This is a genomic window from Amycolatopsis sp. NPDC052450 (genome assembly GCF_044547565.1).
Classification (GTDB): Bacteria; Actinomycetota; Actinomycetes; order Mycobacteriales; family Pseudonocardiaceae; genus Amycolatopsis.
In genome coordinates this window covers 29,063-46,925 of record NZ_JBIUAQ010000046.1, presented here as the reverse complement: position 1 = coordinate 46,925, position 17,863 = coordinate 29,063, and the positions used below count along the sequence as shown (strand labels likewise).

The window sequence follows — 17,863 nt, the reverse complement described above, 5'->3', positions numbered from 1 at the left end:
AGGGCGATGGCCGCTCGCGCGCGGCCATCGCCCTTGCTCTCGAAAGGCTCACTCGTGACCGCCGCCGAAACCCTGCCCAGAAGCCACTCACCGGTCAAGGGCTGGCTCGCCGTCCTGGCCGTGACACTGGGCATCTTCGCCCTGATGACCTCCGAACTGCTGCCCGTCGGCCTGCTCACACCGATCGGCTCGGCCTTGGACATCTCCCCGGGAACGGCGGGCCTGATGGTCACCGTGCCCGGTCTGGTCGCCGCGATTTCGGCGCCACTGGTGACCGTGGCCATCGGCAAGACCGATCGGCGGCTGGTGCTGGCCGTACTGGTCGGTCTCGTGGGTGCGGCCAACCTGGCTTCCGCGTTCGCCACCGGCTTCACCGTCGTTCTCGTCGCCCGCTTCCTGATCGGAATCAGTGTCGGCGGTTTCTGGGCCCTCGCCGGCGGTATCGCGCTGCGCCTGGTGCCGAAACACCACGTCGCGCGCGCCACCGCCGTCATCTTCGGCGGCGTCGAGACGGCGTCCGTGCTGGGCGTGCCCGCCGGGACCCTGATCGGCGACCTCGGCGGCTGGCGGACGGCCTTCGCGGCCGTGGGCATCCTCGGCCTGATTTCCTTGACCTGCATGGTCTTCCTGATGCCGAAGGTGGAGCCGGACCAGACGATCGGCTTCGCGGATCTGCCGCGCGTGTTCCGTTCGCACGCCGCGGTCCGCGCGGGGATCGCGATGACCTTCCTGGTCATCACCGGTCACTTCGCCGCCTACACCTTCGTGCGGCCGATCCTTCAGGAAGACGGCGTCGCGGACGGCATGATCGGTGTGGTGCTGCTGATCTTCGGGGCCGCCGGCATCTGCGGGAACTTCCTCGCGGGCGCGCTGATCACCCGGTACCTGCGGCAGACCGTGTGCGGGATCGGCGTGGTCCTCGCGACGGCCATGGTCGTGTTCGCCGTGACCGACACCGGCACCTTCTCGGCCGCCGCGATCCTCGTCCTCTGGGGCCTGGGCTACGGCGCCGTCCCTGTCACCTTCCAGAGCTGGATCCTGGCCGCCGCACCGGAAGCCGCCGAGGCCGCCTCCTCGCTGTACGTGTCGGCGTTCAATCTGTCCATCGCCCTCGGTGCGCTCTTCGGCGGTTTGGCCGTCGACGCCATCGCCACCGTCAGTGTGCTGTGGATCGGTGGAGCACTGGTGCTGCTGGCGCTTCCGGTGGCGGCGCGGCGGAGAGGCTGAGCGGTCACGTGAGCGCGGCGGGGAGCGTCTCGAATCCGCGCAGGATCCGGGTCTGCCGCCGCCGTGCCCCGTCGAGAAGCCGCAGGTCCGGGAAGCGTTCGAAGATCGACCGCAGCCCGATTTCCCCTTCCATCCTCGCCAGCGAAGCGCCGAGACAGTAATGCCGCCCGGCGCCGAACGACACGTGGTCGCGCGCGTTCACCCGCCCGACGTCGAAGGTGGCCGGGTCGTCGAAGATCTCCGGGTCCCGGTTGGCGCCCGCGAGCACGGTGCTGACGATCGCCCCGCGGGCGACGCGTGTCCCGCCGATCTCGGTGTCGCGCGCGCAGAGCCTGCCGGTGAGCAGGACGGGCGGGTCGTAGCGCAGGATCTCGTCGACGGCGTTGCTCCACAGATCCGGATCCGCCCGCAGCTTCGCGAGTTCGCCCGGATTCCGGGTGAGCAGGGCGATGCCGTTGCCGAGGAGGTTGACGGTCGTTTCGAAGCCGGCCGCCAGCACCAGCCCCGCGGTGGCCTTGAGTTCCCGCTCGGTCAGGCCCACCCCGTCCTCGCGGGCGGCGATGAGCTTGCTGAGCAGGTTGTCGCCGGGATTCGCCCGCAGCTTCTCCAGATGCAGGGTGAGCCACGAATCGAACTCGGCCAAGGTCGCTTCCACCGTCCGGAAGGTCCGCCACGGCAGGCCGAGATCGAGACTCGGGGCCGCGGCACCACCCAGCGCCAGTACCTTGTCCCGTTCTTCGAGCGGGACGCCGAGGATCTGGCTGATCACGGTGACCGGCAAGAGACCGCAGTACTGCTCGATGAGATCGACGGGGTTGGCCGGGTCGAGACCGTCGAGCAGTTCGTCGGTGATCGCCTGCGTGCGGTGCCGTAACTGCTCGACGGCGCGGGCGGTGAAGACGCGGGTGACCAGTTTCCGGTAGCGCGTGTGGTCGGGCGGTTCGCTCGCGAGCAGCGACGGCGGTTCGATCGGATGGATCAATCCGGACGAAGACCAGGCGACGAGCCGGTTGAGCAGCGGGTTGTCCGGGACGAACCGCACGGTTTTGAACGCGTCGTCGCTCAGGATCTCCTTGCACGCCCAATGCCGGGTGGTCACGTGCCCGACCCGGGTGGTGGCGATGGCGCCGTGCGAGCGGATCTCGTCGAACAGTCCGGTGAGGTCCGCTCCGCCGCTCGCCTCGACCGACAGCCTGCCCTGGAGGTCGCCCCGGCGTGCCGCGGCCCGCAGCGCGACGCGGGGGAGCGCGTGGCCGATGCTCCAGCGGGTGACCGGTTTGGCGATCTCCTCCGCCCGGCGCCGCAAGGTTCGTGCGGGAGCGGTCTTGAGTGTGAACATCAGGACTCCGTCCGTGCGGGTCCTTCGAAGGTATCGGAACGACGTGTCAGTAGCGAGCCGCTCCGACATCTGCGGACCCGCTTCCGCCTCGGTAATGTTCGGCACTTCCGGCGGGCCGGGGGAGTGCTTGTGGGCGGCTACGGGTTCGACATCGCGCTGGTCGCGGTGCTGGTGGTGCTCAACGCGGTGTTCGCGGGCAGCGAGATGGCGCTGATCTCGTTGCGCGAGGGGCAGTTGCGGGCCCTGGAACGGGACGGCCATGCCTCCGCCCGGACGCTGGTGCGGCTCGCCCGCGACCCGAATCGCTTCCTGGCGACGATCCAGATCGGCATCACGCTCGCCGGGTTCCTCGCCTCGGCGACGGCCGCTGTGTCCCTCGCCCAGCCTCTGGTGCCACTGCTGGACTTCCTCGGCGACGCCGCCGGTGCGGTGGCCGTCGCGCTGGTGACCATGGTCCTCACCTTCCTGACTCTGGTGCTCGGCGAGCTGGCGCCCAAACGGCTGGCCATGCAGAACGCGCTGCGGTGGGCGTTGCTGGTCGCGCGGCCGCTGAACCTGTTGTCGGCGATCTCCAGGCCCGTGGTGTGGGCGCTGAGCGTGTCGACGAACTTCGTCGTGCGGACGCTGGGCGGCCGGGCGGAAGCCGACCCGGATCAGATGTCACCCGAAGAGCTGCGGGAACTGGTGTCGGCGCAACGCGGCTTGAACGCCGAGCAGCGCATGATCATCAACGGTGCCTTGGAAATCCACGAACGACGGCTGCGGGAAGTGCTCGTCCCCCGCCGCATGGTGCTGACCCTCCCGGCCGAGCTGGACCTCGAGTCGGCGCGCAGGCAGCTGGCCGAATCCGGCCATTCCCGGGCGCCGGTCGCCCGCGGCGGCCATCTGGACGATGTCGTCGGTGTCGTGCAGTTGCGAGACCTGCTCGGCGACCACGAAGACCTCGCCGAGGCCGTCAGACCGGCGGTGGTCTTCCCCGATTCACTGCGGGTGTCGGACGCGCTGCGGAGTTTCAAGGCCGAGCGGGAGCAGATGGCGCTCGTCGTCGACGAGCACGGCGCCGTCCGGCATGGTCACGCTGGAGGATCTGCTGGAGGAGATCGTCGGCGAGATCTACGACGAGACCGACCGCGACGTGCTGGCCGTACGCGACGGCAACGACGGTTCGCTGGTGCTGCCCGGCACCTTCCCGGTGCACGACCTCGTCGACGTCGGGGTCGAACTGCGGGACACACCGCCGGGGGAGTACGCGACGATCGCGGGGCTGATCCTCGTGATCCTCGGCCGGATCCCGGAGAAACCGGGTGACCGGGTGGCGCTCTCCGGCTGGACGGCCGAGGTGCTCGGCGTCGAGCATCACGCGATCACGCGGGTGGCGCTGCACCGGGGAGCACCGCATCGTGGACCGGACGCGGAGCGGTGAGTTGCGCCGGGCGCCTCCGGTTGGCAGCGTGCCCGGTGTCCCGCCACGAAGAAAGGTGTTCCGATGCCGCAAGACCAGCCGGATTTGAAACCTCGTTCACGCGACGTGACCGACGGCCTGGAGCGTGCGGCGGCTCGCGGCATGCTCCGCGCGGTCGGGATGGGCGACGACGACTTCGCCAAACCGCAGATCGGCGTGGCGTCCTCGTGGAACGAGATCACCCCGTGCAACCTCTCGCTCGACCGGCTGGCCAAGGCCGTCAAGAACGGTGTGCACGCGGCGGGCGGCTACCCGCTGGAGTTCGGCACGATCTCGGTGTCCGACGGGATCTCCATGGGACACGAGGGAATGCACTTCTCGCTGGTGTCCCGCGAGGTGATCGCCGACTCGGTCGAGACGGTGATGATGGCCGAGCGGCTCGACGGCTCCGTGCTGCTCGCAGGCTGCGACAAGTCGCTGCCGGGCATGCTCATGGCCGCGGCCAGGCTCGACCTCGCCTCCGTCTTTCTCTACGCCGGCTCGATCATGCCCGGCCAGGTCGACGGCCGGGACGTCACGATCATCGACGCCTTCGAGGCCGTCGGCGCCTGCCTGGCAGGCAAGATCACCCGCGCCGAAGTGGACAAGATCGAACGCGCGATCTGCCCCGGCGAAGGCGCCTGCGGCGGCATGTACACCGCCAACACGATGGCGTCGGTGGCCGAGGCGCTCGGCATGTCGCTGCCCGGATCGGCCGCCCCGCCCGCCGTCGACCGGCGCCGTGACGGATTCGCCCACCGGTCGGGGGAGGCCGTCGTCGGGATGCTCCGCCAGGGCATCACCGCGCGGCAGGTCATGACCATGGAGGCGTTCGAGAACGCGATCGCCGTCGTGATGGCGCTGGGCGGTTCCACCAACGCCGTCCTCCACCTGCTCGCGATCGCGCGCGAGGCGGAGGTCGACCTGCGCATCGACGACTTCAACCGCATCGGTGACAAGGTCCCGCACCTCGGCGACCTCAAGCCGTTCGGGAAGTACGTGATGAACGACGTCGACAAGGTCGGCGGCATCCCCGTGGTGATGAAGGCACTGCTCGACGCCGGGCTCATGCACGGCGACGTGCTCACCGTGACCGGCAAGACCATGGCCGAGAACCTCGAAGGCATCGCGCCCGCCGGGATCGACGGCGAGATCATCCGCCCGCTCGACCGACCGATCCACAAGACCGGCGGGCTGACCATCCTCAAGGGATCGCTGGCACCCGAAGGCGCGGTCGTGAAGTCGGCGGGCTTCGACGAATCGACGTTCACCGGCACCGCGCGGGTGTTCGACGGCGAACGCGCCGCCCTCGACGCGCTCGCCGAGGGCCGCATCGTCGCCGGCGACGTCGTGGTCATCCGGTACGAAGGCCCGAAGGGCGGGCCGGGGATGCGCGAGATGCTCGCCATCACCGGTGCGATCAAGGGCGCCGGGCTCGGAAAGGACGTCCTGCTCATCACCGACGGCCGGTTCAGCGGCGGCACGACCGGCCTCTGCGTCGGCCACATCGCGCCGGAAGCCGTCGACGCCGGGCCGATCGCGTTCGTACGCGACGGCGACCCGATCACGCTCGACGTCGCGAACCGGACGCTCGAGGTCGAGATCGACGACATCGAGGCCCGCCGTGAAGGCTGGGCGCCCAAACCTCCGGCTTACACGCGCGGAGTGCTCGGCAAGTACGCCAAGGTCGTCCGCAGCGCGGCGCACGGAGCCGTTTGCGAGTGAGACTTGTCCGGTGCGCGGATGGCGGTCACGCGTGTCTGGATGGACGACACACGTGATTGAGCGGACGACTCGCCGCGGAAGGTGGTCGCGCGCGTGTCGTCCATCCAGTCACGTGTGTCGTCCGTCTGATCACACGTGTCGTCCCCTCAGTCACGCGTGACCGCCGGTACCGGGAGCGCCACCAGCTACAGCGATGGCGCATGAAGGCCCCCTTCCTTGCGTCTAGTGTCCCGAGTCGGAAGTTCGTGTGGTAGTTCGGCGTGGTGCCGGAGGATCTTGTTCTTGCTTCGCGCCGTGAAGATGTTGTCGCCTGAGGCCGTGAGCATTCCGCTGACTTCATGGTGTCGGGTCGCGGGGGTTCGCTTGTGGGCTGTGGGGTGACCGTGTCGCGAAAGCCACTTTCGCGACGCCAGGGGTCGCGAAAGTGGCTTTCGCGACGCACCTCATGCCCCGGTCCAGGCGCGAGACGGCTGGCTATCGACACGGATTTACGGCGCGAACTTCCGGTGCAGGACACGAAGTACATGAAGGGGGCCTTCATGTACTTCAAGCTTGACCTCCGCGTGAGTGGGCCGGCGACCACCACGAACGGGTGATGCGTAGGCCGGATGGGTGCGAGTACGTAATTCACCCGATGTGCCCGCTACTCCGGAGTAGCAGACTCGGCGGCCCGACGATTCCCGCTGCTCCGGAGGTCGATGATGACCCTGACCGCGTCCCATGCCCCGGCCCGTTCCGCCGCCCTCGTGATCGCCCGCGTGGTCGTCGACGGGATCCGGCATTCGCTGCCCGAGCACGCGTCGCTGTTCGACGCGCGTGCCACGGAGTTCGTCGCTTCCGTACTGGAGCACGACAGGATGAACTCCGCGCTGGGCATCGCCGCCGGTGCGGACGCCTTCCGGCAGGTCGGGGTCGCCGAGTACGCGGCGGGCAAGGATTTGGAGCGGCTTTCCAGGGCGTACCACTCGGCGGGCCGGGCCGCGCTGCCCGTGCTGGCGTCGCTGTCGCGGCAGTCCGGGGCGGGCTCGTCCGTGATGGACAGCGGGGTGGAGGCCCTGCTCCGGTGCGCCGACGTCCTGATCCGGCTGTCGACCGCGGCCTACCGCGCCGCGCACACGCCTTCGGTGGCCGAGCTGCGCCGAGAGCTGCTGAAGGAGCTCTTGAGCGGCCGCCCGCCGGCGAAGTGGGCGGGCCTCGCGGCCGAGGCGGGCTGGGTGCCGCCCGCCAGGGTGGTGGCCGTCGCGACCGAGCCCGGCGCGGTGCGCGCCTCGTTCGGCCCGGAGGTGCTGGCCGATCTCGGGGGCGAGTACCCGCATCTGCTCGTGCCCGACGACGTCGAGATCAGCGGTGTGCTCGCGGGGACGCGGGCGGCGGTCGGGCCCGCGGTGGCGCCCGCCGAAGCCGCGGTGTCCCTGCGCTGGGCCCGGCGGACGCTGGAACTCGTCCGCCGCGAGGTGATCGAGGACGGCCCCCTTGTGCGCTGGTCGGATCACCTGACCACGCACTGGCTGTTCGCCGACGAGGTGCTCACCTCCGCGCTCGTCACGCGCAGCCTGGCGCCGATCGCCGATCTGCCCGCGAACGAACGCACCAAACTCGCCGAAACCCTCGACGCCATGCTCGCCGCCCGAGGCGGGGCGCCCGAGATCGCGGAGAATCTCGGCGTCCACCCGCAGACGGTCCGCAACCGCCTGCGCCGCCTCCGGGTCCTGTTCGGCTCCCGGCTCGACGACCCTCAGGCCCGGCTGGACCTGCGGATCGCCTTGCGCGTGGAGCTGCTCACGCCCGAACCGGGACGGCAGGCGACTCCGATGCGGGCGGCGTGAGCGTCAAGCGGATTCCGCGGTCCGGGTCACCCACGTGGCGACCTGGACGCGGTTGGAGTAGCCGAGTTTGGTGAGGATGTGGTCGATGTGGGTGTCCACCGTGCGCCGCGCGATGCCGAGCCGGGCGGCGATCTCCTGATTCGTGAGCCCTTCGGCGATCACGTGCGCGATCTCGGTCTCGCGTTTCGTGAGCAGCCCCGCGGCCTGCTTCCGCACTTCGGGGGACCGTTCTTCGAGGGCGTACGCGATGGCGTCGGCGATGGGCAGCGCGGCGCCGTCGGTGAACTCCTTGATCGCGACCTCCCAGCCCAGCGCGGCCGTCACGGCTTCGGTGTCGGCCTGCAACGGCTCGGTGAACGCCTCGTACCGCGTCGGCCACGCTCCCACCGTGCGCCAGACGTTCATCGCGGCACCCTGCAGGATCGCGGCGCGGTTGGGCCGTCCGGTGCGGGCGGCGCAGCCTGCCAGCACGGTGAGCGTGAACCCGACGACGACGCGGTCGTCCACCCGGGCGTGCAGGCGCAGGACCTGCTCGCAGCAGCGGCTCGCCACCGCGAGATCACCTTGGAGGTACTCGGCGGCGGCACGCGACCACAGTGCCCAGCCCCGCCAGAAGACCTCGCCCTGCCGCTCACAGCGCTCGACGGCTTCCGCGAGCACCGCCCGGCCGCGGTCGATGTCGCCGTTGAGCCAGATGGCCAGCCCGTGGTTGTAACTCGCCCAGAGGTCCGCGCCTTCGTCTCCGTGGGCGCGGAACAGGTCGATGGCCGTGCCGAACAGACGTGACGCCTCGGCCATGTCGTTGCCGATCAGCGCGGCATAGGCGCGGACGTGGAGCACGTACGCGGCGGCGAGTTCGTCGCCGCCGGCCTCGGCTTCGGCGGAGGCCCTCTCCAGCATGCACCGGTGTGCGGGCATGTCTCCTTGCACCAGTGCCAGGAAACCGGAGAGCCACAGCACGTGTGCCCGCTCGGGAGCACCCGGTGGCGCGGCCTCGTCGAGACGGCGGACCCAGATCCGGCCTTCGGTGTTCAACCCGCGGACGATCCAGAACTCCTTGACGTCACGCACCATTCGCAGTCCGATGATCGCGTCTTCGGGATCACCGGTGCAGTAGTCGAGGGCGACGCGCAGGTTCGCGTGTTCGCGCCGCAGCCGTCCGATCCAGCCGAGCTGATCGGTCTCCAGCCATTCGGTGGCGTACCGGCAGGCGAGTTCGGCGAACCAGTCGCGGTGCCGTTTCCGGAACTCCGCCGTCCCGCCCGTCTCGGTAAGCCTGTCGACGCCGTACTCGCGCACCGACTCCAGCATGCGGTACCGCACGCCGCCGGGGTACTCCTCGCGCAGCAGGATGGACTTGTCGAGCAGGCCGTCGACGACTTCGAGGACCCGTTCGCGCGGCAGTTCGCCGCCGGAACAGACCTGTTCGGCGGCGTCGAGGTCGAAACTGCCGGAGAACACCGACGCGCGCGCCCACAGCAGCCGTTCGGGCCCGGTGCACAGGTCGTGGCTCCAGTCGATCAGGGCCCGCATGGTCTCGTGCCGCTCCGGCCGCCCCCGCCGGTCCTTCGTGAGTACGGAGAACTGCCGGTCGAGGCGGTCGGCCAGCTGGCCAAGGGACAACGCCCGCGCGCGGACGGCGGCCAGTTCGATGGCCAGCGGCAGCCCGTCCAGCCTGCGGCACAGCCGGATCAGTGGCTCGGTGTCCTCCTCGGTGAGCCGGAACGACGGCGCGACCGCGGTCGCGCGGTCCACGAACAGCCGCACGGACTCGTCGTTCATCACGCGCTCGAAGGAGTCGCCCTGCTCCGGGATCGCCAGCGGCGGCACGGGCAGGACCCGTTCGCCCGCCACCCCGAGCGACTGCCTGCTCGTGGCCAGCACGGTGACCTGGGGGCAGGCCCGGACGACGGTGTCGGCGAACCAGGCGCAGCTGTCGACCAGATGCTCACAGTTGTCCAGCACCAGCAGCAACCGGCTCGCCTGAAGTGCCTCGACGACCACCTCGATGGCCGGTTTCGCCGAGCGGTCGCCGAAGCCGAGGACGTTCGCCACGGTCGGCACCAGCAACGCGGGTTCCCGCAGTTCGGCGAGCGAAACGAAAGCGACCTCGTCGGCGGTCGCCTCCTTGTGGGCCGCGGCGACCCGCCACGCCAGCCTGGTCTTGCCGACACCGCCCGGCCCGGTCAGCGTGACCAGCGACGACGTCTCCAGCAGGCGCCGCGCCTCGCCGGTCTCGGCGTCACGACCCACGTAGCTGGTCACTTCGGTGGGATCGGCGGGCCACCCCGAAAGCGAGCCGACTCCGTCCGCCATGCACTCTCCCGCGATCGACCAGCCCCGCGATTCCGTCCGATGTAGACGGAGATCGCCCGGCTGCGGATCCTAGCGGACAAGCGTCCCCCTAGCGGGACGCTTGTTTGCCGCGGTCGTACGCCCAGCCCGCAAGCACCGTCCCGGCGGCCACGAGCAGCAGGAACACGAGCAATCTTCCGCCCCAGTCACCGGGTACCCAGTCGAACGCGCCCCACAACTGGATCGCGGAGTGATCGAAAAGGCTGCGGATGGCGGCCTGCGCGAAGACGGCGACGGCCACCATCCCGACGATTTGCAGCCCCAGATAGCCGCCCTTGGTCATGCTTCCTACCTCCTGTTTCGCGGTCGGGCCCCAGCATCGCCGTCGCGGATCCGGGAGCACATCGGCAACGCGTCGCGCTTCGCGTCCGACCAAAGTCGAGCCCGGGATCGTCCTGTGTCCGGCTGCGCCGCCGCGGACGGGTCGACCATGATGGGCCCGTGATCACCGACGCCCAGCCGCCCGTCCGTCCGTGGGGGCAGGCATGGCGCCTGCTCGCCGCGGCCGCGCTGGGCGTGCTGCTCTGGCTCATCACGGCGGCGCAACTGCCGGTGGGCGCGACGGGTCCGAGGGTGGACTGGCTGACCACCGGTGATCCGCTGATCGCACTCGCCTGCCTGATCGCCCTGCTGTGGCGCCGTCGCTTCCCGATCGCGATCACGACCGCGGTCATCCTCGCCTCGACGGCCTCGGTACTGGCGGCCGGCGCGGCGTTGCTGGCGCTCTGTTCGCTTGCCACCCGGCGGCGACCGGCCGAAACGGCGGTGGCGGCGGTGTTGTCCGTGGTCACGGCGGTGCTGACGGTCGGTCTCTACCCCCAGCGGGAGGTAGCGGGACCGCTGTGGCTGCTGATCAGCCTCCCCACCTTGCTGGTGGGCATCGTGGTGGCCGTCGGCGCCGCGATCGGGGCGCGCCGGGAGGAGGTGCGCTCCCTGCGGGAACGGGTCGAAAGCGCGGAACGGGAGCAGGCCGCGCGGGCGGCCGAGGCGCGGATCATGGAGCGGCACCGGATCGCCCGCGAGATGCACGACGTCCTCGCGCACCGGGTCTCGCTGGTCGCCATGCAGGCCGGGGTGCTGGGGCACCGCCCCGATCTGCCCGCCGACCAGGTCGCGGAACTGGCCCGCGGGATCGCCGACGGCTCCCATCAGGCGCTGGAGGAACTGCGCGACGTCCTCGGCGTGCTGCGGGCGAGCCCGGACGAACTGGAGCCACCGCAGCCTTCGCTCGCCGACCTGCCGTCGCTCGTCGCGGACGCGCGGGCGCTGGGACTGGACGTCACCTCGACGGTCACGACGTCGGGCGAACCGCCCGGCTCGATCGCGAGGACCGTCTACCGGATCGTGCAGGAAGGGCTGACCAACGCGGGCAAACACGCGCCGGGCGCCGAAGTGTGCGTCACCGTCGAGGGGGAAGCGGGTGACGGCCTGCGGGCGACGGTCCGGGATTCCGGTGCGGTGCGGGCGATCGCGTGCCCGCCCGCGTCGGGATACGGCCTGCTCGGCCTCGCCGAACGGGTCGGGCTGGCAGGCGGCGAACTGGACCATCACCCGGAGCCGGGCGGCGGATTCGTCCTCACCGCGCGGTTGCCGTGGCCGGTCCGCGAAGGGAGCGAGTGAATGGACAGCGAGCGGGTGCGGGTCGTGCTCGTCGACGACGAACACCTGGTGCGGATGGCGCTGCGGCTCATCGTCGACGGCGAACCCGACCTCGTCGTGGTCGGCGAGGCGGCCGACGGCGACACCGCGATCACCGTGGTGGGGGAGCAGCGGCCCGACGTCGTCCTGATGGACGTCCGGATGCCCGGTCGCGACGGGCTGAGCGCGACCGAGGAGATCCTCCGCCGTCCGGATCCGCCCCGGGTCCTGGTGCTGACCACCTTCGACTCGGACGAGATGGTGCTGGGCGCGCTGCGCGTCGGCGCGCTCGGCTTCGTCCTCAAGGACACCCCGCCACCGCGGATACTCGCTGCGATCCGGACGGTCGCGACCGGCGAACCCGCGCTCTCGCCTGCCGCGACGGCCCGCCTGATCGCCGCGGCCACTGGGCCGCATTCGTCCGACGCGCGCCGGGCGTCCCGTGAGACCGCCCGCGGGCTGCTGGCCACGCTGACCGACCGCGAACGCGAGACCGCGAGCGCCATCGCCGAGGGGCTGTCCAACACCGACGTCGCGCGGCGGCTGGACATCACCGTCGCGACGGTGAAGGCCCACACCAGCAGCATGCTCGCGAAACTCGGCGTCGAGAGCCGGGTCCAGATCGCCCTCCTCGTCCGCGACGCCGAAGCCTGAAACTTTTTCCGGCCCGGTGTCGAATCCGTCGTTCCCCGGTCGACGCAGTGTCGAAAGCAGTTCGGAACGACCAAGGAGAAACCAGATGCGCACCCTGATCGCCACCGCGTTCGTCTCGCTCGACGGCGTCGTCGAGGGACCCGGCGGGGAGCCGGGCTACCGCAACTCCGGCTGGACCTTCGACGGCATCGAGTTCGACGAAGCGGCGTACGAGCTCAAGAGCCGTGAGCAGGAAGAGGCCACGGCGATGATGATGGGCCGGGTCAGCTACCAGGCGTTCGCGCCGGTGTGGCCCGCCATGACGGAGGAATTCGCCGGCTACAACGCGATGCCGAAGTACGTCGTTTCGACCACGCTGCGGGAGGAGGACCTCGTCGGCAACTGGGGCGAGACCACGATCCTGCGCTCGCTCGAAGACGTCGCGAAGCTCAAGGAGACCGAGGGCGGGCCGATCATCCTCCACGGCAGCGCGGAACTGAACCGGAACCTCGCCGACGCCGGGCTGATCGACCGCTACCACCTGCTGCTGTTCCCGGTCCTGCTCGGCGCGGGCAAGAAGCTGTTCAGCGACACCGACAAGGACAAGCAGAACCTCGAGCTCGTCGAGAGCGAGGCGTACTCCAACGGCGTCCAGAAGCTGGTCTACGACGTCATCCGATGATCGGACCCCAGGCGGGCGCGGGTCGCGCGCCCTGCGATCGAGGTGCACGTCGGCCGCGTGCCGCTGGTGTCGGAAGTCGACTGGCGGGTGGACTACGGCCAGCGCTGGGGAGTCCTCGGCCGCAACGGGCCAGGGAAGTCGACCATCCTCTCGGTGGCTTCCGCCCAGCGGTTCCCCAGCGCGGGCCACGGTCACCGCGACACACCACCTGGAGGAGATCCCGGCGACGGCCACGCACGCCCTGATGGTGCGGCGCGGCAAGGTCACCGGCGCGGGGCTTTCCGCCTGTTACGAACGCGACGCCGAGGTCCACCGCATCAACGGCCGCTGGGCCGCGCACGCGACCCGGCGGTCCTGAAGGCGGATGTCACTCCTCGGGGTTGTTCCGGACGGGCGGCGGCATCTTCCCGGCCTCCGTGGGCATCTTTCCCGGTGAGTTCGCTCGTCGAGCGGGAGGAGATGTCATGAACGTCCGGGTGAAACAAGCCGCCGCGGTGACCGTGCTGGGGATTGCCGCGCTGACCGCGACCGGTCCGGCCGAGGCCGCCACATCGCGGTGCGCGACGGCGGACCTCGCGGTGTCCTTGGGGGAGCCGACGCAGCTCGAAGAGGCGACGGGCCAGTACGAGGTTCCGTTGACGTTCGAGAACGTCTCGCCGCGTGCCTGCGGTCTGCACGGCGTGCCCGATGTCGACCTGGTCGGTCCGGCCGACCCGAACGGGCCGGTGTACCACTTGCCGCGGGTGGCCGACGGCGAACCCGGTACCGAGGTGCCGCCGGGTTCGACCGCGACGGCGACCGTCACCGTGCTGTCGCGGACTTCGGGCTCGACCGGGAGCCAAGGCTCGCCCGCGTGGACACCTTCGAAGCTGGTGACCGTCCCGCCGGGACAGACGGAGGCGTTGAGCGTGGACTGGCCGTCCGGGCTGCCGGTGCTTCGTCAGGACGCCGCCACGCGTCCGGGCAGCTGGGTCAGCGGGATCGTCGCCGGACCCGCCTGAGGCCGGTCACGCGGCGGGGCAGGGCCAGGCGAGCCGGACGGTGGTCCCGGTGGGTGTGCTCGTCACCGAGGCTTCCGGTGCGAAGGCGCGGATGATCGGCAAACCGCGTCCGCCGTCCGGGCGGCGCCCGTCGCGCCAGCGGCCTTCGTCGGCGACGGTGATCTTGAGCCGGCCCTCCTCGTGGGCGGCGGTGATCGTCATGACGTTGGCGTCGGTGCCGTCCGGGTACGCGTGCCGGACGACGTTCGTCATCGCCTCGTAGGCGGTGAGCTTGAGGTCTTCGGCCAGTTCACGGGGAAGGCCCCGTTCGAGTGCCCATTTCGCCAGCAGGTCCCGCAACGCGGCCGCCTGCGCGGGGACGGCGGCGACCTCGAGGACCAGCTCGCCGGTGGTCGCGCGCACCGGCTCGTCGATCGGCATCACGAAGCTTCTCCTCGTCGCCCGCCGCGGTCCACGACCACCGGATCCAGTGACCAGATTAAGGCACCGGCGGGATCGGGACACGAGTGCGGCGCGAGAGGGCCTCGCGATCCGATATGTTCGAGAACAGCTGGGTTCCGACATAAGGGGTGGATGACGGTGACGAGCGGAGACGGCGGCAACCAGGAGATCCCGTTCTCGGTGTCCGTCGCCAGGCCCGATGGCGCCGAGGTCGTCATCGCGGTGGCGGGCGAGATCGACCTGACGACCTCCGAAGATCTCAAGGAGACGTTCGAGGCGGCGCTGGAGCCGGTGCCCGGCAGGCTCGTCGTCGACCTCGAAGGCGTGGATTTCTGTGACTCCACCGGTCTGGCGACCCTGGTCAGGATCAACGACCGGTGCGGCACTCAGGGGGTCGACCTGAGTTTCCTGCCGTCGCCGACGATCCGGCGGCTGGCTTCGAAGACCGGCCTCTCGACGCTGCTGCCGCTCGCCGGAGCCTGAGCGTCGCGACGGTCAGCGGTCCGATACTTCCCGGATCGCCTGGTCGAGGCGCCGGTACACGGGGATGTGGGCGTCGACCCTGAACAGCTGCAGCAAGCGCAACACGGGCCGGGTGTCGGCGACGAGCCCGGTCGCGCGGTGTTCGAACCGGGCGCGCGCCGCGGCGGACTCGATGACCCGCAACCCGGCGACGCCGAGGAAGCCCACCTCGGTCAGGTCGAGCACCGTGGTCGCGGGGAGGTGGCCGCCCAGTGCGCGTTCCAGTTTTCCGGCGGTGGCGAGATCGACTTCCCCGGTCGCGGCGACGACGAGCAGGTCTTGACTCCACCGGATCCGCCGGACCCGCAGAAGTTCGTCGTCAGACGGTCGCGGTGCGGGAACGCCAGGACGGATGACGGCGCGGAGAACCGGGCCGTCGCGGCTGCCACGGGTGGACGGAATGCGTTCGATCATGATGCTGGTCTCCCGGATGACCGGGGACGACGAGGCGGACTACGGGTAAGCCTGCACAACAGCTGCGCAAGTCAACTCGCCGCCGCGTCGCCCCGGGAAGTGCTGGGCCGCGGATATGCGGGTCGGTCTAGCGGGCTGGTGGACTCAACCTCACGTGCTTCTCACCGTACGCCGCTCGCCATATCTGGCAATACCACGGGCGGTGAACGGTGGGATTCATCTTGGCGCATGATCATTCGCGTAAGGCCTTTTCCCAGGCGCGGCCCCATTTTTCCAGGGGGTGCAACGCGTCGAGGAGCCGTTCCCCCAAAGGGGTCAGGCGGTAACCTTCCCCGCCGGCCTCGACGATGCGCGCTTCGGTGAGCTCGCCGAGCCGCGTGGAGAGCACGCTGGACGACATGAGTTCGCAGCGCCGCTGGAGTTCCCGGAACCCGACGTCTCCCTTGCGCAGTTCCCAGATCACCCGAAGGGTCCACCGGCGCCCCAGCAGATCGAGTGCGGCCATGAGCGGGCGGCCGGTTTCGGAGCCGCGGACCGGCCGCCCGGGCCGCGGGGTCGGGTGGTCGGGCATGTCATCCCCTTGTGCTTCGACTTTCGAAGCAGCATAGTGGTTCGAAAGTCGAAGCACACGAGGTGGTCATGGCACGGATCGCACCACTCGCCCCGCCCTACGAGGCGGACGTCGAACAAGCCCTTCGCAAATGGATGCCGCCCGGAGTGACACAGGATCCGCTGGCGCTGTTCCGAGTGCTGCAGCACCATCCGGAACTGGCTTCACGGATGCGCGTCCTGGGTGCGGGCCTGCTCGCGCACGGGGAATTACCCGCGCTGGACCGGGAAATCGTCATCGCCCGGGTCACCGCACGATGCGGATGCCGCTACGAATGGGGTGTCCACGCCGCGGTTTACGCGCTGTCGGCCGGTTTGACGCCGGATCAGCTCGAAGCCACCGTTTCCGGCGACGCCGGGCATCCCGCTTGGTCCGGGCGGCATCGCGCGCTGATCGGCGCCGTCGACGAACTCCACGACACGGCAACGGTTTCCGATGCGGCGTGGGACGCGCTCGCCGAGTACTACCCGGCCCCGCAACTCCTGGAGCTGCTCGTGCTCGCGGGCTGGTACCGGACGATCGCGTACGTCGCCAACGGTGTCCGTCTCGAAGAAGAGCCTTGGGGTGCGGCCTATCCCGATCGCTAGGGCCGGTGCGAGTCGATTTCCCCGGTGTCGTCCCGTTCCTGTTTCGAGGCCTTCCACGAGGCGAGCACGCACAGGAGCGCCGCCACGAAGCCGGCCGCGGTGAGTGTCCCGGCCCAGACGGCGCCGGTGGCGACGAGAAGGTAGAGCTGGATCACGGCGGTGCACGTGTAGACGACCGCCAGTCCGAGCCACAGCCGTTGCGCCATCATCCCCCCGTCTCCGTTCGCCCGGTACGGGGTCAATCGCGGCTGGGCGTGATCTGGTTACATCCCGGTGCCCCGGAAGGCTGCGGCCGTGTAGCCGGGTCGTGAGTGGCGATTCGAGTGCGGCGTCCAGACACGCGAGTTACGTCTCTGAGCGCGCGAGTTACGCCTTCGCTCCGCCCTCACCTCACCACCGGCCCACTCACGACCCGGTGCCCCGGAAGAAGTCCACCAGCCCGTCCCAGGACTCGGAGCTCCGCCGCCGCTCCCACCAAGTCCGGAACGGGGTCGACGCCATCGCGTGCCGTGTGTACGACGTCATCACCGCGCGGTACACGTTCTCCGCCTGGTCCCACGTCAGCCGTTCCTTGCGCCACGCCAGCACCAGCCGCATCCGCATGGGGTCGCCCTTCAGCGGCCGGACGACCATGCCCGGCAGTTCGGGCGCGGTGGGTTCCACGAGCTGCACCGCCTGCCCGGCGGCGATCAGGTGCCGTCCGCCGCCGTTGGGACATTCGAAGCGGATCCGCGGCGTGAAGCCGGCGCGGTGCGTCGCCGCGCGCAGGGACGTCAGCGAGCCGTCCTCGGGGCCGGGCGGGCCGATCCACGCTTCGTCCGCGAGGTCGGCCAGGTCGACTTCGAAGCCGTCGGCGAGCCGGTGCCGGGCGGGAAGACCGATGAAGACAGGCACCCACGAAAACAGCACCCGGTGTCCCAGGTGTTTCGCCAGCGGCACTTCCTGGTCGTCCGACATGGCGATGACGGCGATGTCGAGGGTCGCGCGGGCCAGCGCCTGTGCCAGCACGGCACTGGAAGATTCCACGTGGACGGTCACGTCCAGTCCCGGCAACGCGTCGTCCAGCCGCTCGACGAAGGTGGGCAGACAGTCCATTTGGGACGATCCGAGCCGGACCGGGCCGTCGCCGAGTGCGCCGAGGAGGTCGCTCTCGAACCGGTCGAACTCCACGAGCAGGGTCAGCGCGCGGCGCAGTGTCTGTTCGCCGACCGGGGTCGGGGTCACGCCGGTGTGGCTGCGGACGAACAGCGGCGCGCCGATCTGCCGTTCGAGCCGCTGGAGCAGGGAGGTCAGCGACGGCTGGGACATGCCCAGCGCGGCGGCCGCCTGCGAGAGGCTGCCCGCTTCGGCGATGGCGCAGATCGCCCGCAGGTGCCGGATCTCCAGGGCCATAGGCGGAGTCTATCGCCGCCGGTCATTACG

At 70.2% G+C, this 17,863-nt stretch carries 17 protein-coding genes and 2 pseudogenes; 11 read left to right on the top strand and 8 right to left on the bottom strand.

The genetic code is table 11. From position 1 onward, the window contains the following. Positions 1-54 precede the first annotated feature (54 nt). Complete coding sequence (locus ACIHAO_RS40380; protein ID WP_396567180.1) at positions 55-1,227, top strand: MFS transporter; 1,173 nt, start codon at positions 55-57, stop codon at positions 1,225-1,227. Between the two features lie 4 nt (positions 1,228-1,231). On the opposite strand, the gene ACIHAO_RS40375 is transcribed toward ACIHAO_RS40380, so the two are convergent. After that, a complete protein-coding gene (locus ACIHAO_RS40375) occupies positions 1,232-2,566 on the bottom strand; it encodes a cytochrome P450 (protein WP_396567178.1) in 1,335 nt (444 codons plus the stop codon). A 129-nt stretch (positions 2,567-2,695) separates the two neighbouring features. Here ACIHAO_RS40375 and ACIHAO_RS40370 point away from each other — a divergent pair. The 3 genes and pseudogenes from ACIHAO_RS40370 (at position 2,696) to ACIHAO_RS40360 (ending at position 7,558) form a co-directional block, all read left to right on the top strand. After that, a pseudogene (locus ACIHAO_RS40370) lies at positions 2,696-3,989 on the top strand (hemolysin family protein). A gap of 63 nt (positions 3,990-4,052) precedes the next feature. Further along, on the top strand, positions 4,053-5,732 hold the full coding sequence (ilvD, locus tag ACIHAO_RS40365) for a dihydroxy-acid dehydratase (protein WP_396567176.1): 1,680 nt from the start codon (positions 4,053-4,055) through the stop codon (positions 5,730-5,732). A 701-nt stretch (positions 5,733-6,433) separates the two neighbouring features. After that, on the top strand, positions 6,434-7,558 hold the full coding sequence (locus ACIHAO_RS40360; RefSeq protein ID WP_396567174.1) for a helix-turn-helix domain-containing protein: 1,125 nt from the start codon (positions 6,434-6,436) through the stop codon (positions 7,556-7,558). Positions 7,559-7,561: 3 nt separating this feature from the next. On the opposite strand, the gene ACIHAO_RS40355 is transcribed toward ACIHAO_RS40360, so the two are convergent. Further along, positions 7,562-9,874, bottom strand: a complete 2,313-nt coding sequence (locus ACIHAO_RS40355; protein ID WP_396567172.1) for an ATP-binding protein — start codon at positions 9,872-9,874, stop codon at positions 7,562-7,564. 88 nt (positions 9,875-9,962) lie between these two features. Beyond that, complete coding sequence (locus ACIHAO_RS40350; RefSeq protein ID WP_396567170.1) at positions 9,963-10,196, bottom strand: hypothetical protein; 234 nt, start codon at positions 10,194-10,196, stop codon at positions 9,963-9,965. 158 nt (positions 10,197-10,354) lie between these two features. On the opposite strand from ACIHAO_RS40350, the gene ACIHAO_RS40345 reads away from it, so the two are divergent. From ACIHAO_RS40345 to ACIHAO_RS40325, 5 genes and pseudogenes are all read left to right on the top strand, one after another. Then, positions 10,355-11,533: a sensor histidine kinase gene (locus tag ACIHAO_RS40345; RefSeq protein WP_396567168.1), complete on the top strand. Its 1,179-nt coding sequence runs from the start codon at positions 10,355-10,357 to the stop codon at positions 11,531-11,533. Next, positions 11,534-12,205 carry a response regulator gene (locus ACIHAO_RS40340; RefSeq protein WP_396567166.1) on the top strand — a complete coding sequence of 224 codons (672 nt, stop codon included), beginning with the start codon at positions 11,534-11,536 and terminating at the stop codon, positions 12,203-12,205. Positions 12,206-12,290: 85 nt separating this feature from the next. Then, entirely contained in the window at positions 12,291-12,866 is a 576-nt protein-coding gene (locus tag ACIHAO_RS40335; protein WP_396567164.1) for a dihydrofolate reductase family protein, read from the top strand. 42 nt (positions 12,867-12,908) lie between these two features. Then, a pseudogene (locus tag ACIHAO_RS40330) lies at positions 12,909-12,998 on the top strand (ABC transporter ATP-binding protein); the annotation flags it as partial. 332 nt (positions 12,999-13,330) lie between these two features. Then, positions 13,331-13,867, top strand: coding sequence for a DUF4232 domain-containing protein (locus ACIHAO_RS40325; RefSeq protein ID WP_396567162.1), 537 nt, complete (start codon positions 13,331-13,333; stop codon positions 13,865-13,867). A 6-nt stretch (positions 13,868-13,873) separates the two neighbouring features. Here the strand turns inward: ACIHAO_RS40325 and ACIHAO_RS40320 are convergent, their stop codons facing one another. Continuing rightward, complete coding sequence (locus ACIHAO_RS40320; protein WP_396567160.1) at positions 13,874-14,287, bottom strand: ATP-binding protein; 414 nt, start codon at positions 14,285-14,287, stop codon at positions 13,874-13,876. Positions 14,288-14,440: 153 nt separating this feature from the next. On the opposite strand from ACIHAO_RS40320, the gene ACIHAO_RS40315 reads away from it, so the two are divergent. Further along, on the top strand, positions 14,441-14,791 hold the full coding sequence (locus ACIHAO_RS40315; protein WP_396567158.1) for an STAS domain-containing protein: 351 nt from the start codon (positions 14,441-14,443) through the stop codon (positions 14,789-14,791). 12 nt (positions 14,792-14,803) lie between these two features. Here ACIHAO_RS40315 and ACIHAO_RS40310 read toward each other — a convergent pair whose 3' ends face one another. Both ACIHAO_RS40310 and ACIHAO_RS40305 read right to left on the bottom strand, forming a co-directional pair. Then, entirely contained in the window at positions 14,804-15,244 is a 441-nt protein-coding gene (locus tag ACIHAO_RS40310) for an STAS domain-containing protein (protein WP_396567156.1), read from the bottom strand. A 232-nt stretch (positions 15,245-15,476) separates the two neighbouring features. Then, positions 15,477-15,815 carry a winged helix-turn-helix transcriptional regulator gene (locus ACIHAO_RS40305; protein WP_396567154.1) on the bottom strand — a complete coding sequence of 113 codons (339 nt, stop codon included), beginning with the start codon at positions 15,813-15,815 and terminating at the stop codon, positions 15,477-15,479. A gap of 68 nt (positions 15,816-15,883) precedes the next feature. Between ACIHAO_RS40305 and ACIHAO_RS40300 the strand changes: the two genes are divergently transcribed. Then, on the top strand, positions 15,884-16,441 hold the full coding sequence (locus ACIHAO_RS40300) for a carboxymuconolactone decarboxylase family protein (protein WP_396567152.1): 558 nt from the start codon (positions 15,884-15,886) through the stop codon (positions 16,439-16,441). On the opposite strand, the gene ACIHAO_RS40295 is transcribed toward ACIHAO_RS40300, so the two are convergent. Both ACIHAO_RS40295 and ACIHAO_RS40290 read right to left on the bottom strand, forming a co-directional pair. Then, positions 16,438-16,650: a hypothetical protein gene (locus ACIHAO_RS40295; protein WP_396567150.1), complete on the bottom strand. Its 213-nt coding sequence runs from the start codon at positions 16,648-16,650 to the stop codon at positions 16,438-16,440. The two genes, ACIHAO_RS40300 and ACIHAO_RS40295, sit on opposite strands and share 4 nt — an antisense overlap. A 196-nt stretch (positions 16,651-16,846) precedes the next feature. Beyond that, positions 16,847-17,833: a LysR family transcriptional regulator gene (locus ACIHAO_RS40290; RefSeq protein WP_396567148.1), complete on the bottom strand. Its 987-nt coding sequence runs from the start codon at positions 17,831-17,833 to the stop codon at positions 16,847-16,849. Positions 17,834-17,863: the final 30 nt, after the last annotated feature.